The sequence below is a fragment of the Ktedonobacteraceae bacterium genome (assembly GCA_035653615.1).
GTDB lineage: Bacteria > Chloroflexota > Ktedonobacteria > Ktedonobacterales > Ktedonobacteraceae > DASRBN01.
Genome location: DASRBN010000022.1, coordinates 106,875 through 123,478 on the forward strand (window position 1 = coordinate 106,875; position 16,604 = coordinate 123,478).

General features: G+C 50.6%; 11 protein-coding genes. 9 read left to right on the forward strand and 2 right to left on the reverse strand.

Going from position 1 to position 16,604, the window contains the following annotated elements:
- Positions 1-19: 19 nt before the first annotated feature.
- On the reverse strand, positions 20-2,098 hold the full coding sequence (locus tag VFA09_12155) for a hypothetical protein (GenBank protein HZU68021.1): 2,079 nt from the start codon (positions 2,096-2,098) through the stop codon (positions 20-22).
- Between the two features lie 227 nt (positions 2,099-2,325).
- Between VFA09_12155 and VFA09_12160 the strand changes: the two genes are divergently transcribed.
- From VFA09_12160 to VFA09_12200, 9 genes are all read left to right on the forward strand, one after another.
- Complete coding sequence (locus VFA09_12160) at positions 2,326-3,156, forward strand: SAM-dependent chlorinase/fluorinase (protein HZU68022.1); 831 nt, start codon at positions 2,326-2,328, stop codon at positions 3,154-3,156.
- A 151-nt stretch (positions 3,157-3,307) separates the two neighbouring features.
- Positions 3,308-4,645 carry a sensor histidine kinase gene (locus tag VFA09_12165; protein HZU68023.1) on the forward strand — a complete coding sequence of 446 codons (1,338 nt, stop codon included), beginning with the start codon at positions 3,308-3,310 and terminating at the stop codon, positions 4,643-4,645.
- 217 nt (positions 4,646-4,862) lie between these two features.
- Positions 4,863-4,988 (forward strand): hypothetical protein, encoded by a 126-nt coding sequence (locus VFA09_12170; GenBank protein HZU68024.1) that lies wholly within the window; start codon positions 4,863-4,865, stop codon positions 4,986-4,988.
- Positions 4,989-5,213: 225 nt separating this feature from the next.
- On the forward strand, positions 5,214-8,369 hold the full coding sequence (locus VFA09_12175; GenBank protein HZU68025.1) for an LAGLIDADG family homing endonuclease: 3,156 nt from the start codon (positions 5,214-5,216) through the stop codon (positions 8,367-8,369).
- 83 nt (positions 8,370-8,452) lie between these two features.
- On the forward strand, positions 8,453-10,870 hold the full coding sequence (locus tag VFA09_12180; GenBank protein HZU68026.1) for a DUF444 family protein: 2,418 nt from the start codon (positions 8,453-8,455) through the stop codon (positions 10,868-10,870).
- Positions 10,871-10,958: 88 nt separating this feature from the next.
- Positions 10,959-13,628, forward strand: a complete 2,670-nt coding sequence (locus VFA09_12185; protein HZU68027.1) for a SpoVR family protein — start codon at positions 10,959-10,961, stop codon at positions 13,626-13,628.
- Positions 13,629-13,839: 211 nt separating this feature from the next.
- Complete coding sequence (locus VFA09_12190) at positions 13,840-14,403, forward strand: DUF488 domain-containing protein (protein HZU68028.1); 564 nt, start codon at positions 13,840-13,842, stop codon at positions 14,401-14,403.
- On the forward strand, positions 14,404-14,892 hold the full coding sequence (locus VFA09_12195) for a DUF488 domain-containing protein (protein ID HZU68029.1): 489 nt from the start codon (positions 14,404-14,406) through the stop codon (positions 14,890-14,892).
- A gap of 204 nt (positions 14,893-15,096) precedes the next feature.
- A complete protein-coding gene (locus VFA09_12200) occupies positions 15,097-15,720 on the forward strand; it encodes a hypothetical protein (GenBank protein HZU68030.1) in 624 nt (207 codons plus the stop codon).
- A gap of 50 nt (positions 15,721-15,770) precedes the next feature.
- Here VFA09_12200 and VFA09_12205 read toward each other — a convergent pair whose 3' ends face one another.
- Positions 15,771-16,379: a sulfite oxidase-like oxidoreductase gene (locus tag VFA09_12205; protein ID HZU68031.1), complete on the reverse strand. Its 609-nt coding sequence runs from the start codon at positions 16,377-16,379 to the stop codon at positions 15,771-15,773.
- Positions 16,380-16,604: the final 225 nt, after the last annotated feature.

The window sequence follows — 16,604 nt, forward strand, 5'->3', positions numbered from 1 at the left end:
CCCTTTCTATATCTTGAAGTTACGCTGTCCAGCTTGCCCGGACCTCGCGCAGTTGCTCGGGTGAAAGAATGCGGAAAAGAACCAGCAAGCTTTCCAGATCATACTCCAGGCCAATGGAGTGCAATTCCTGGCGAATACGACCGAGGGCACTGATCTGTGTCGTTGAGATCAAACCATAGCTAATGAGGCTTGCGGCCAGCAGTTGGTCAGGAGTGAGTAGTTTGAACATCAGGAGAATTTCTCCTAGCGAGTAATTCATATCTACACCGCGCAGCATGCGTTGGATATTCTGAGCCACCTCCAGCCGCTGTTGCGGGACAAGATGGCCTTCCAGCAGTACGCTGCCAAGAGAACGGGTTGCGCGTCCGCTGAGAACCGGCGTCTGTGGCTGTGAAGGCGCGGCTGGAAGAGGAGACATAGGAGGCAGGCTCTGCACAATGTTGAGCAGCATATCATCCGCTGTGGCATTTGTATCTGGCGCTGCCTGCTGGCGAATCACTTGAGGATCGGTTGACTGCACCTGTTCAACAATCGTCCTGGCGATTGCCCTCTCGGCTTCGCCCTCATTGAGTTCGTTCACTTCCTTAAGAGCAGATGAGGTATCTCTCACCTGCTCTTCTTCTTTTCTCTCTGCTTTTTGCGCAGCAGCATGCGCGTTATTCGCGGGTGCCTGCTCTTGCCGTATGGAGGCCACTTCAGAGGGTAAGGGAGTCGTGGAAGAACTGATTGGCGCTGCGCGGAGCTGTACATCCGGTTGCTGCGACTGCAGTACGGGTTGTGCCGGAGCTTGTCCGATCCGATATTCCGGCTCATCCTGAGTGGATATGCCCTGAATTGGTGATGCGCGCAGGGGTAGATCGCTTAATGAACGATCATCAAATGGTCTTACCTGTTGCGCTATTGACCTCCCATTTGTATCATCCCTGGCTATAGTCTGGGTTTCTTGCTCCATCTGGGCCAGATCTGGCGTTGGCGGTATGCTTCTTCGTGGGCTGGTAGCTGACTCGTCATTCTGAACCGTTGCGCTATGCTCTCGCACCATACGTGACAGTTGGGCTAGACTCGATTCTTGCCTCTCTGGGAGTACCATCTCATCAGAAGAGGATGGTCTGTTTTGAACCGCCATCACCTGGCCTGAATTCGTATCGTTCATATTCATGATTTTCTGGGGTGGTGTCTCTCTATCCACTGCTTGCGCTGTATTGTTTTCAACCGGTTTTTGAGCTATCTGCTGTTGTGCAGGGTAATCGGTAGCGCTGGCGGGGCCTTGAACAGCTGTCAGATACTGTGAATTATGGGGCAACCGGTTTGTTTCCGGTAAGGGAGAAAAGGCTCGTTCACTAGGATAAATAACGGCGCGAATCTTGTCGGTAACATTGGGGTTACCAGGTGCCGGCTTGCCGGTATTACCGTTTCCCGCTGGTACAGGTGGATAAGAAGGAGATGAAGCTGGCCGGGGCGATGCCGGTGATGAAAGAGGAGGTGGCATTTGTGAGCGGGAAGATACCGGTGACGACCCTTGCGAGTGCGGTAGAGCGTCAGATTGCATGGAAGGAAGGGGCATTGTGACCTGTGCATTGAGTACATGTGCCGATCTTGAGGACGGCGTTTCTGATGGCCGGTTGAGTTTAGGCATGGCTCCTGAGTTCTGGTTATTGGCGGTGGGCGGAGCCGGAACTCGCGAAAACGAACCCGTCGTCGTGCCTGCAATACGCGAGCGAACAGTATCAACAAGGTTCATCACACCTAGCATGCCATCGACATCCAGGTTGGCCGGCGTCGCATGCGAACGATCATCGGGATCATCCAGGCCATAACTCGCTATATTTGTGCAGCGAAAGGTAAATACCTGCACGCCTCTTCCGCGCCGCTGAGCATCGAGAGCTACCCAAAATTCACGTCTGCCGGCGGCTGCCTGAGCTAAATTGACCAGCACAAGACGTATAGGATAACGCGCAATAGCATCAAATACCTCCACGGCTGTTCGCGCCGCGTGGCACTCGTAACCGGCCAGTTGAAATTCACTGGTGAGCAATGCTACAAGCTGCTGATCTCGTTCGAAAAGAAGAATATGTGGTCCACCATTATTCATATTCATGGCTACGCTCCATCAGAAAGCCGCTCTTTACGAGCCAATTTTATCGAGATAGATGACGCCATAGTTAGGGATGCATTATACAAACGAAAACTCCTACATGACTAATATCGACGCTAGTATAGCACACATCTCTACCATGGCAATAGATAACAGTACCATTGACATGTGCTGGCATACGGTGTACAAAAATTGCATGATGATAATGAAGAGAGGAGCGATGATATACATTGGATCAGACCATCCCTTTTGAAGCACGACCAGTTATTGCATTGATGACAGACTTTGGTCTGGGTGACGGAGATGTGGGGGTGATGAAAGGTGTGATTGCCGGTATCACGCCGCAGGCATATCTCATCGACATTACGCATGATATTGCGCCCCAGAATGTCCCATCCGCCGCCTGGATACTGGCTTCTGCCTACCGTTATTTCCCGGCAGGAACGGTATTTGTCTGTGTCATTGATCCTGGTGTAGGCAGTTCGCGGGGCGCGATTGCGGTGAATGCCGGTACGTGGTTCTTTGTTGGCCCTGATAATGGACTTTTTAGCTATGTCTTGCAAGAGCAGCCTGTTCACGCTGCCCACTTGCTTGTTAACGCCGCATACCAGCTACCACATATCAGTTCGACGTTTCATGGGCGCGATATCTTTGCGCCAGCGGGAGCATACCTGGCACAGGGCATTCCCCTGAGTGAATTGGGACCCTCTCTCGATCCTGCCGGGCTGCAGCGCATCGATATCACACCTCCTGCGCGGATTGGCAAAGAGATCGATGCGCGGGTTATTCACGTCGATAACTTCGGCAACCTGATTGCGAATGTGCCACTTTCCCTTGTTCCCGACCTGTTCGATGCAGCAGCGGTGCAGGCAATTTTCCAGACGGGCAAAGTAGTGGACAGGCGCAGGAGGTTCTTTGCCGAGGGTCCCGATGATGGACTACCATTCATCTACGGCGATAGTTCGGGCTATGTAGGCATCGCCGTCCGCAACGGCAATGCAGCGAGAACGCTTGGTGTTGGATTTGGCGCGTCCATTACTTTCGTCATAGCGAACAAATAGGTCGTTCAGCACTCTCACACTCGCTCGAAAAGAGGTTATGCTGATGGATAATCTCTTTCTGCGTTCTCTTTGTGTGGTGAATCACCTGGATAGATGGCGAGATGGTAGAATGAGGCATATCCAATCGGTAAAACAGAGAAAAAGGTAGATTATGCAGCTAGACATTGAAAAATCAAACGAACGCTTTCAGCGACTTTTTCAAAGTTTTAACTTACTGTGGGTAATTATCAGTGCTATCTCTATTACTTTTGCGACGTACTCTGTTTTTATCAATAAACCTGCTTATCTGCATGACTGGCGTGGAATTGCAATTATTGCCCTCGCGCTTTTTATAATGGTAATCTACGCTTTCGGCCTTTATAGCCGGTTTGTTTTCCGGGTACAGGATCAATGGCCTCCGGCATTTCACCGGGCTTTTGCCTGCTGGTTTAGCGTATATGTAGGAGTTCTGCTTTTATCAACGATTGATGCCGCCTTCTCGTGGTGTTTCTTTATTGTAATGGGTATTTCTTTTGCGCTATTTAATGCTCCCCGCTTGCTATTGTTCGTGAGCATCATTTTCATAACGCTGAGCGCTTTCCAGGGCCTTCTTAGCTGGCCACTCGCCGGGGACAATCTTGGCAGTCTCTTTGGTCTGGGACTCGCTTTCTTTTCTATGACAGTGAGTTGTATGTTTATGCAGCACCTGATTGGTGGTTGGCATGAACGAAATGATTTGCTGGCAAAGATTTCCTGCGCCAATCGAGAGTTGGAGGAAGCGCATCGACAACTGGCCGAGTCAGCTGCCCAGGAACAGGAGCTTGCGGTCTTGCGTGAGCGTACAAGGCTGGCGCGTGAGATGCACGATACGCTCGGTCATGCATTGGCCCTTGTATCCGTTAAATTGGAGATCGCGCAGCGGCTCCGTGAGCGCGATCCTGAACGCTGCGACCGCGAACTGGAGGCGACCAGGGAGATTGTGCGGAACAGCATGAACGAATTGAGAGCCTCAATTGCCAATTTGCGTTCACCGGCTTTAGAACGCGAACCTGCATGCCGGGCCATCAGTCGCTATGCGCGCGAGATGGCGCAAAGGGCTGGATTACGCGTCTCCTATGACCTGCATCCTGGTGTTGAGGGCTTGCCTGAGGCTATTGAGGAGACGCTCTGGAAAATGGGACAGGAGGCTCTGGCGAATATTGAGAAACATGCCCAGGCAAGTAACGTCTTATTACATATCAGTCGCCAGAATGGTTCCATCGTCATGCGAATACAGGATGACGGCATTGGTTTGCCAGAAGCATTGTATCGTTTGCAGGAGGATGGCGATATGACTTGCACCAGTCCGGAGGGGCATTTCGGTTTGAGTGGCATGCGCGAACGGGTTGAGAATTGCGGCGGTCACCTTCATCTCTACCCTGCTGAGGATCATGGCACCGTAGTTGAGGTAGAACTCCCACTTGTTGAGGCGCCATTAGCCAGCCCCCTGGAAGCGCAGGTTTTTCCCTAAATCCTCTTCTTTTTCAACAGATTTTTTTGACCTCATCTATCCTCTACAATAGGCGGGAAGAGTTTGTATCCAGCGCTGCCTGCTGTCCGTATAGATATGTATGAGGAGTGGATGCCCTTGACATAGACTTATCTGTACGGTATGCTAACATTACCAGCAATGTACGAAGCATTCATCCTTCCGGTGGATGTGGATTGAGAAGAGTAGGAGCATCGATATGATGCGGTATGATCGAGGCACGCAGCCGGTAGGCTGGTGTGGGTTGAAGCAAACGAACAGCAGCATTGCAGGAGCATCAGAACGATGCATGATGAGCGAGGCATCCAGCCGGTGGGCTGGATGAGGATTGAATCGTACAACCGAACACAATCTCTACAACGTAGGCATGGGCTGGTTATCTACTTCGATGTGTCGAAATGGGAACCAGCTTTTTTGAACTCATTTCTTCTTTCAGGTCTGGATGAACCTGCGAATGGTGCGAACATCCGTACTCAAATTCCTAGTGCGTTTTCTTCTGAAGTCAGTTATAAGCAATCAGCCTAGCAGCATAGAACAGAGAGGGTGACCTATGGACCTGGTGAAGCGGTTAGAGGAATACAGGGATCGTGAACGGGGTCTACAGTGGGAAGGGACGTTTGCTCAGTACTTTGAGATTGCCACCAAAAAGCCGGAGGTGGCACGTCTCGCCCATGAGCGGATTTATCATATGATTATGGATGCCGGCGTTGAGACGGACCGCAATGGAGAACCCCATTACAACTTCTTCAGCCAGGAGATTTTTGGCATTGAGAAGCCTTTGCAGCAGATTGTCGAGTACTTCCACTCGGCTGCGCAGCGCCTGGAAGTGCGTAAACGCGTCCTGCTGCTGATGGGCCCGGTCGGCGGCGGTAAATCCACCATTGTCTACCTGATTAAGCGTGGATTGGAGGCGTATAGCCGCACAGATGCGGGGGCGCTCTATGCCATTAAAGATTGTCCGATGCATGAGGAACCTCTACATTTGATTCCAAACGAACTACGTGGTGATGTTGAAAAGGAATTTGGCCTCTACATTGAAGGAGACCTCTGTCCCCATTGCCGTTACCTGGTAGACACCCAATACAGGGGACGCATTGAAGATGTCCCGGTGAAACGCCTGGTGTTCAGTGAAAAATATCGAGTGGGAATAGGTACATTCACGCCGTCCGATCCAAAGTGTGTTACCGGTGATACGCTGGTACTCACAGACCAGGGATTACAAACGATGGAGGATATATACCTCTCACTTCCCCAAAAGCCACGTGAGGACGAGTTTGTACCATTTGAGACAACCATCCTGGGCATAAATGGGCCTGAGAAGGCAGCGAAGTTCTATTGTGGTGGATTCCAGCCGATTTACGAGGTAGAGACGAATCTCGGTTACACTATTCGCGGGACGGCTAATCATCCGCTGCTCGTCTTAACACCGGAAGGTGAAATCGCCTGGCGCAAGATCGGCGAATTGCAAACAGGTAACTATGTGGCTCTAGCACGTGGTAGCCAGATGTTTGGCCAAAGGGCAGTCTTACCAGAAAGCTTCTATCCATTGCCTCGTCAACCGAGGGTGATGACACCTGATCTTGCTTACTGGCTAGGCTTGTTGACTGCGGAGGGCAGTGTAACTCCCTACGAGACATGGTTCGTCAATAGCTCTCAAGATTTGATCAACCGGTTTATCGATTTGACACGCTCGCTCTTCGATCTGGAAGCCGTGCCACATCGTAAAGCTGAAACATACAACTACAACGTCTCGATTAGCAATAAGGCGCTTTGTACCTGGCTAAGGAGCGAGTTGGGAATAGCACGCGGCTCGCAGGCAAAATCGGTTCCGGCAAGTGTCCTTGCCAGTAGCAAAGAAGATATCCTGGCGTTCCTCGAAGGGCTCTTCTGGGGAGATGCGACGATTCGGGGCAACAGGCAAGGATCAAACACGTTCAAATATACGAGCAAGTCACGACAGCTTGCGCGCCAGGTACATGCATTACTGCTCAATCTCGGGGTGGTTGGTTCCTTATGGAATCATACGGATGATGGTGAGATCTACTACAATGTCACTTTACGTGGGGATCAGGTACTTGATCTTGTCGAGTTGATCCCCTCATTGCGTGACAAAGCAACGTCACCCCTGCGCGAAACACGTAGTGAAAAGACCAATTATGATCACTTACCTCACGGAGCAACCCTGCTGAATGGGCATGGTGGCGATGGCTACCTCGCGCGCATTCTCTCGGGTGATCGCCAGCTTTCGTATAATCGCGCAAGAACTGTACTCGCTGAAAAGCCAGAGTTGGCAGGTACATTACTCGCTGATCTGGTAAAGCAGAACTCTCTCTGGCTCACAGTACGAGAAGTACGCCCGGCGGGTATCGAACCGGTCTATGATCTACTCGTGCCTGGCACACATTCATTTGTTGCCGATGGGTTTGTACAGCATAACAGCCAGGATATCAGTGAGCTCGTAGGTGGTATCGACCTTTCTACCATTGGTGAAGTCGGCGTCGAAAGCGATCCACGAGCCTATCGCTTCGACGGTGAGCTCAATATCGCTAACCGCGGCATTATGGAATTTGTGGAAATGTTGAAGACGGATGAGAAGTTCCTGTATGTACTGCTTACGTTGAGCCAGGAACAGAACATCAAGACCGGGCGCTTCAGCATGATCTATGCCGACGAAGTAGTCGTGAGCCATACCAATGAGCATGAATACCAGGCCTTCGTAGGCAACAAGAAATCCGAAGCCTTGCAAGACCGCATCATTCTGGCCAAGGTCCCCTACAACCTGCGCGCCTCGGATGAAGTCAAAATCTACGAGAAGCTACTCAAGCAGAGCGCGCTACAGAATGTGCATATCGCCCCCTATACCCTGCGCATTGCCAGTATCTTTGCTATCCTGACACGACTGGAGCCATCGAAGAAGGCCGGCATGAGTTTGATGAAAAAGCTCAAACTCTACGACGGTGAGGACATCGAGGACTTCAAGCAGAAGGATATCAAGGAACTGCAGGAGGAAGCGGTACGCGAGGGCATGGACGGCATCTCGCCGCGCTATGTGATCAACCGCCTCTCGAATGCGCTGGTCAAGCAGAATACGACCTGCATCAATCCTATCGATGCCTTACGCGCGTTGCGTGATGGACTCGATCAGCATACCAGCATCACACGCGAAGAGCGCGAACGCTACCTGAACTTCATCAGTGAGGCGCGTAAAGAATACGACGAGATGGCCAAGAAGGAAGTCCAGCGGGCATTCGTCTACTCCTACGAGGAGTCGGCTCGTACCCTGTTGAACAACTACCTGGATAACGTCGAAGCTTACTGCAATAAGACCAAACTGCGCGACCCCATTACCGATGAGGAGATGGAGCCTGACGAGCAGTTGATGCGCTCGATTGAAGAGCAAATCGGAGTGACCGAAAACGCCAAGAAATCTTTCCGCGAAGAGATTCTCATTCGTATCTCGTCGCTGGCTCGTAAAGGCATGACCTTTGAATATACCAGCCATGAGCGCCTGAAGGAGGCGATTGAGAAGAAGTTGTTCGCCGACTTGCGCGACGTTGTGAAGATCACGACCTCAACGCGCACGCCCGACAAGGAGCAGCTGCGCAAGATTAACGATGTCGTTAACCGCCTCATGACAGAACATGGGTATTGCCATGTATGTGCGAATGAAATCCTGCGCTATACCGGTAGCTTGCTGAATAGATAAGGGAAGAATGAACCGGGCACCGCATGCAGGTGCCCGGTATCTTTAACAGCAAGATATCATAGAGGGTGAAAAAGGAGAATACCATGTCTGTCTCCCAGCATGACTGGTCCCTGCATCGCAAGGGTCAGATCGACCAGGAACGTCATAAAGAGAAGATTCGCGAGGCCATCAAGAAAAACCTGCAAGATATCGTCAGTGAAGAAGGTATCATTCTCTCGGATGGCAAGAAGACAGTGCGCGTGCCCATTCGTTCTCTGGATGAGTATCGCTTCCGCTTTGACCCCGGCCGCCAGCAGCACGCAGGCCAGGGCAATGGAAAAAGTAAGGTTGGTGATGTTGTAGCACAGGAGCCACGCCCCGGCAAGGGTAAAAAGGGAGACGCGGGCAAAGAGGCCGGCTACGACTATTACGAGGCCGAAATCACGATGGAAGAACTGGCCGCGATGATCTTCGAGGATCTCGGCCTGCCCAACCTCGAGCAAAAACGCCAGCAGGAACTCCAGACCGAGGCTGTGCGCTTTACCGATGTGCGCAAGAAAGGCCCCCTCAACAACCTGGACAAGAAGCGCACCATCATGGAGAATCTGAAGCGCAACGCGGCCAAGGGCGAGGCGAAGTTCCAGGATATTAAGTCGGAAGACCTTCGATTCAAAGTGTGGGAACCCACAATACGCTATCAATCGAATGCTGTCGTTATAGCGATGATGGACGTGTCGGGTTGTCACACAGCCGGACACCATATCGAAATGGCCGATGGCTCCTACAAGGATGTTTCCGAGATTATTGAGGGTGATGAAGTTGCTTGCCTGGATTTGGCAACGCTGCAAAAAACGACCGCGCCCGTTGTTGAGACGTTCTCAAAAATCGCTAATGAGACGCTTGTTATTGAGACCGAAGATGCAACACTGAGAGCAACCGCTCAGCATCGCTACTTCGTCTATGATGAACAGGAACACGCTCTCATTGAGAAACGTGCTGGTGAATTACAGATTGGCGATAAACTTATCCTGATCAATTCCTGGGGCAGCACAGCAGTGCAGCCAAACGTGCAGTTGACCGAAGATCAGGCCTACATATTGGGAGCATTGCTAGGCGATGGTCACATTTATGTGAGTCCAAATAGCTCGTACATCACTATTACAGATGAAAACCTGCTCAGGCTTCAGCAGTATCAAACTGTTTTTGAACGGGCTTTCAATGTCAAGGGTCTTATAAGGCAACTTCCAGGACCGAATAGTCGCCAGCGTATCCACTTCAACAGTGCCCCTCTGGCCCGTAAGTTGCTTTCAGACTACCCAATGCTGGGCAGTCGTTCGCGGTATCGTTATATCGAGGCGAGCATTTATCGTGAAGCACCAGAGGTGCGAGCCGCTTTCCTGCGTGGGCTTTTTGATGCAGAAGGTAGCATCGCTCACCACGCAGTAATGTTCTATTCCGCGAGCCGCCAGCTGATTATGCAGGTGAAACATTTACTCTCATACTGGGGTATTCGTGCGCGGGTTCATGATTTTGAGCAGCATGAGAATCGTCTGGGTGACGACCAGACGATTCGTGCAGGTACCTACTACAAGCTCTCAATCAACGCGAAAGATGTCTTGCTTTTCGCCGAACATATCGGTTTTGGTTGTGAAGAGAAACGAGCCAAAATGAAAGTGCTGGTTGAGAAACAGGCAGCAGGTATTGATGCAATGCGCAGTAAATATATCCTCAACGAAGACAGGCGTGAGCGTTTTGCTCATGTTGCCGGGCATACGCGCTTGTATACCTATTATCGTCAGGAGACCCATACCCTTTCTCAACAGCAACTCCGCACGCTTGCTTCGAGTAGCACCGCAACGGTAGAGGATAAAGAGTATATTGATACCATCTTGAAACGCAGCTTCATCGTTTCAAAAGTACAACGTATTCAGCGAATCGAGGAACCCGTCCAGGTGTACGATTTCGGTGTTGCGGAACATCATAACTATATTGTGGATGGCATGTTAAGTCATAACAGTATGGGCGAATTCGAGAAGTACATCGCCAGGAGCTTCTACTTCTGGATGGTGCGCTTCCTGCGCACGAAGTATAACAACGTGCAGATCGTCTTCATCAGCCACCATACCGAGGCAAAAGAGGTGACCGAGGAGGAGTTTTTCCATAAAGGCGAAAGCGGTGGTACGCAGGTTTCATCGGCCTATGAGCTGGCCCTGGAGATCATCAAGGAGCGCTATAATCCTGATGACTGGAACATCTACCCGTTCCACTTCTCTGACGGCGATAATCTGCCCTGGGACAATGATCGCTGCGTGCAGCTGGTCAACAAGCTGATGGAGCTTTGTAACATCTTTGGCTATGGCGAGATCCGCGAGGGACATTACCGCTCGCCCAGCACGCTGATGTCGGCCTACAATAAAATCACCGATAAGAAGTTTATAGCTGTTACCATCTCAGATAAAAAAGAGGTCTATCCCGCACTGCGGAAATTCTTTGCCCAGCGCGAACCGGTTCCGACAAGATAGGATTGTCATGGGCGCAATACACCTACCCTTACGTTGTTGATCTTAAGCGTGATGGACGCAGGAACTTGCGCCCCTACAGGAGTTTCCAATGGCAGATAGCGATATCGAACGTTTACGTGATGCGATAGATGATGCGTGGGAGGAAGCCCTTAATTTCGGACTTGATCCGTTCCCCACGCATTTCGAGCTTGTGCCCGCGACGATCATGTATGAATTTGCCTCGTACAGCCTGCCGGGGCGTTTCAGTCACTGGACGCATGGCAAAGCGTATTACAGGCAGAAGATGCAGTATGACTTCGGGTTGAGCAAAATCTACGAGATGGTGGTCAATACCAATCCCAGCTATGCCTTCCTGATGGATATGAACAATCTGCTGCAAAATACGTTCGTGGCGGCGCATGTGTTCGGGCATACCGACTTCTTCAAGAACAACGCTTACTTCCAGCATACCTCGCGTCGTATGATCGATAAAGTGAGCATTCATGCCGAACGCATCGCCAAATACGAGTTCGATCATGGCAAGGCGGAAGTCGAGCGCTTCCTTGATGCTGTTCTCTCTATTCAAGAGCATGTTGATTATAACCTGCTGATTCGTGAGAACGAGCCGGAATATAGAGAAGAGCGAAAAGCCGCTAACCAGGTCTCAACCGAATACGACGACCTGTGGGGTCTGGAGAAGAAGGCGAAGAGGGCGGAGGAGGAACGCGACCTGCGGCCAGGAAAACCACCCAAGTTTCCAGAGAAGCCCGAGAAGGATATCCTTCAATTCTTAGTACGTTATTCTCCGCATCTGCAACCCTGGCAGCGCGATATTATTGAGATTGTGCGCCTGGAGATGCTGTACTTTGTGCCTCAGATGCAGACCAAAATACTCAATGAGGGGTGGGCCTGCCTTGTAGGAAACAGTCTCGTACTTACTGAACAGGGATTGATGCGCTATGAGGCGTTGCATGAACTACTTGCACAGGATAAAGCTGTTAAAGTAGGTAGCGGCGATGGAGAACAAGATGCTATTACCGACCGGCATATTACGCGCAATGCCGCTACAATCCGCCTACGTACGCGCCGTGGTCTCCTGCTAGAGGGTGCTGAAGAACATAAACTCAGTATCGGGCCTGGCCAATGGATTACGTTGAAAGATGTGAAGGTTGGACAGCGTATCCCCCTGAGCGTTGGTGATAATATCTGGCCGGAGCAACTTGTACCTATCACACTCCCTGTCCAGATACGTATACCAAATCAAAAGGATGTAGCCGCTGCTGCAGGAGTTAGTGTTTATACTATACAACGATCATTGAACGGTAAGACAGTTTCTAATGCAGAACGCATTCAGTCTGCTATTGAACAAACAGGTTACCAATTGCGACCAAATTGGAGGCCACTATATAGTCGGCGATTCCCACTTGTTGCGCCTACACATATGACAGAAGCATTCGCCGAATTTCTAGGCTACTTGATTGGCGATGGCAATATTCATACCTCTAAAAATGCGATTGGCTACACGACCGGAGACCGCGAACTGGCGGATCGCTTTGCTTCCCTGGTTAAAGAGTTGTTTGCCATCGAGTCGAATGTGTACTGGGATGATAGAACCCTGAGCGGCAAAGGTGGTCGCTGGCGCGTCGTCTTCTATTCAGCCAATGTGCTTGATCTGTTACAGGAGCTAGGCATTGATTTGAAGGCAAAGGCCAGGCAGAAACGCATCCCTGATGTGATTCTGCGTTCGCCAAAGCCGGTCGTGAGCGCTTTCTTGCGGGCGTACTTTGATTGCGATGGATGTGCTTCTGCCAAACAGGGCGTGATCCTATCGACGTTCAGCGATGGCATTGCTCAGACGCTGCAGGTTTTATTGTTGAACTATGGCATTCTTTCCCGGCGTCGAGGGCCGAATGTCTGGATTAGCAGCACATCAGCATGCATCTTCGCGCGAGAAATTGGCTTTGGCCTGGTCCGCAAACAGGAAAATCTTGAGAAGTATATTGCAAGCCATCAGTGGTTCCTCAAGGAAGATCCCACAGATGAAGTAGTGAGCATCGAACATGATGTGGCCGATGTTTACGATATTACTGTTGATCGGTCGCATCGTTACGTGGCAAACGGGATGTTGCATCATAACAGCATATGGCACTCGCGCATCATGCGCAAACTCGGCGAGCGCGGCGTCATCTCAGACTCCGAAACTGTCGAGTTCGCCCAATTGCACTCCGGTGTCCTCTCGCCATCGCGTACATCTTTGAACCCATACTATCTTGGCTTCAAGATGTTTGAGGATATCGAGCGGCGCTGGGATAATCCCACGAAGGAGGAGCAGGAGCGATTCGGCAGGAGACCAGGCATGGGAAGGCAGAAAATCTTCGAGGTGCGCGAGTTAGAGAATGACGTATCGTTCCTGCGCAACTACCTGACGAAAGACCTGGTGAAAGAGCTTGACCTCTATCTATATAAGAAGGAGGGCGATGAGTGGGTGATTGTGGAGAAGGATTGGGAGAAGGTGCGCGATGGTATCGTTGCCAGCATGACAAACTTCGGCTATCCCTACCTGGTGGTTGAAAACGGTGATTATCGTGGCAACCGCGAACTCTACATCAAGCATCTCTTCGAGGGGCAGGAACTCGACCTGAACTATGCTGAGAAGACCTTGCAGCACGTGTATCTGTTGTGGGGCCGCCCGGTACACCTGGAGACGGTGTACGAGGGGAAGAAGATTTTGCTGACCTATGACGGCGAGCGCAATAGTAAAAGTACGCTTGAGAAATAACGAGGCCGGTGGTTCATCACACAAAACGTGAACTCCACTTGTTTCTCCTTTCTGGCAGTGAGGGTCAATACATTGCGAGGTGAGCGGTGTATTGGCCCTCGCTGTTCTTACCTGTCCTACCTCATTGACATCTCTTCATACTCGTGAGTATACTTGCACTAAATTCATCTGCCATCATCGAATAGATGAAAGATCTCTATAGGAGGAGAACTTGGCATCCATTCCTATCTATACAATTGGCTATGGTAATCGCTCAATTGAAGAGTTTATCCGGCTTCTTCAACAGTACGAAATGAAGTTCCTGGTAGATATTCGCTCTCAACCTTACTCGCGTTACAATCCCGATTTCTCGAAGGATGCTCTAGAAAAACGACTGAAGCAAGCAAGTATCCGCTATATCTTCATGGGAGATACATTGGGAGGCCGACCCAGGGATGATACTGTTTATTTTGAGGATGGAAGAGTAGATTACGAAAAGGTTGCCGGGAAGGATTTTTATCAAAAAGGGATCAGCTACCTGCATACGGCCTGGTATAAGCAGTTACGCATTGTCTTGATGTGTAGCGAGGCTAAACCACAGGCATGTCATCGCAGCAAGCTCATTGGTAAAACGCTTCACAAGCAGAATATCAAGGTAGTGCATATCGATGAAACTGGCGCTCTTAAGACGCAAGAGCAGGTTGATCTTCTACTAACGGATGGCCAGTTGTCCTTATTCGATGACATGTTAGGGTTATCACGCAAGAAGTACAATGTACCAGGCGATGAGGAATAGATGAAACCCAAGATTGTAACGATTGGCGTATATGGCTTCGAGAAAAACGCGTTCTTTCAGGCGCTCCAGGATGCCAGGATAGATGTTTTCTGCGATATAAGGAGAAGGCGCGGCATGCGTGGCTCCTTATACGCATTCGCGAACAGCGCGCATCTTCAGAAACAACTGGACGAGCTGGGTATTCGCTACATGCATATCAAAGACCTGGCCCCAGGCGAGGAGATTCGGCATCGCCAGAAGCAGGAAGACAAGAAATTGAAGATAGCCAAGCGAACGCGAACTGCCTTAGGGGAAGCATTTATTCAAGATTACGAGCAGGAATGTCTATCTACTTTTGACTCTATGGAGTTTCTGAAGGGCCTGGGACAGGATATTCGGGTAATCGGCCTTTTCTGTGTTGAACGCGATCCAGAGGCATGTCACCGTTCCCTGGTTGCCAGGAAACTGGCACAAGACCTGGGACTCGCAGTGGAGCATATCAGACCGTAGTGGTTACTCATATGTTCGTCGACTCAGATGGGGTGGCTCGGCTGAATGAGGGGACCGGAGATTCTTCGCTTCACTCAGAATGACATGGCCCCGGCCCATGTCATTCTGAGTGAAGCGAAGAATCTCCGGCCAGCTTATGGATAATCACCGGATCAGGCTATCTTGACCGCAGAAAAATATAGTGTAGGGGGTGCATATTATAGTATGGAAAGAGTGCTCATTGTTGCCAAAACTCACCTGGGAAACGATGCCTGTGTTGGTGGATTAGCCCTCGATACGAACAGGAATGTACGCCTGCTGCGCCCCGGGGGCTTGCATCAACCAGAGAACACGCCTTTTGAAGTTGGACAAATCTGGGAAGTAGATTTTCGCCCGGTCTCTCGCGTTACTCCGCCTCATATTGAGGATGTTATCGTAACAGAGGAACAGTATATCGGTCAGCAACCGAACTTACGAGATTTCCTGCTGGAGCGTGTTCAACCCTGGCATGGTGGGCCAGAGAAGCTATTTGATGGGATGCTGGTGTTAGAGGGCCTGAGCGGCTATATTTCCAGACGAAAAGGGATACCAACGTGCAGTGTTGGATTCTGGCTGCCCGATAGTTCACTCATCATGACCTTAAAAAACAACAAACCGTCCTATCAGATCATGGATGGAAACGGTAGCCGTTTTGGAAGATCATTTGCGATAAAGTATGTTGGCTTCGCTCCCCCGAAGTATCGGATTCCCGCCGGAAGTTTGCTACGCGTTTCCCTTGCTCGCTGGTGGGTGCAGTCAGAGGTGAATGAGGAGAGATGTTACCTGCAACTTTCGGGATGGTATCTATAAAAAAAGAGCCTCTAATCTAGAGGCTCTCAACATCTTACTCCTGGCCTTTCCTACCAGTAGCGCTCCTCTTCCCAGGGGTCGGCATGGTTATGGTAGCCGCGCTGCTCCCAGAAGCCGGGGCGGTCGTGTTCCATGAATTCCAGGCCATCGAACCACTTGGCGCTTTTGTAGAAGTAGAGTTTCGGGACGACGAGGCGCACCGGGCCACCGTGTTCGATCTCGAGGTCCTGCCCATCGTGTTTGATGGCGATCAGCACATCATCGTCGTCGAGGTCGGCAAGCGGCATATTGGTGGTGTAGCCGGTCCAGGAATGGGCCATGACATATTTTGCCTCTGGCAAAGGCTTCGCGCGCTGCAAAATCTCGCGGATGGGAACGCCTTCCCAGGTATTGTCGTAGCGGCTCCACGTCGTGACGCAGTGAATATCGGTGGTGATGGTAATGCGGGGCAATTCGAGGAATTCTTCCCAGGTGAGTTCAAAAGGGTTTTCCACTTTGCCGGCAATCCTCAGTTTCCAATTGGCGGGAAGCCCTTTGGGAGTGCGCTCGTAGCTAAGTATAGGCCATTTTTTGGTCAGGTATTGTCCAGGTGGCAAGCGATCTTTGCCATCGGGGAGTTGTTCGATTTCCGTTCTCGATTTTTTACCAAACAATTGCATGGAATATTGCTCCTTTATCTTTTCGCTTATGCCCCGGTTTAAGAGTCCGGTCTCATCTTTCTAAGACGCTCTTACTATGTACGTCAGAGCCAACGATATTTTTCGTGTCCCTCATAATATAGACTATGCGAACACTAGAACGTTACAACCGGTGAATCGTATATTCTTTGATTGTATTGTGCCGTGCAAAGCAGTTGCGCAACTACTTTAGGAACACTACAATAG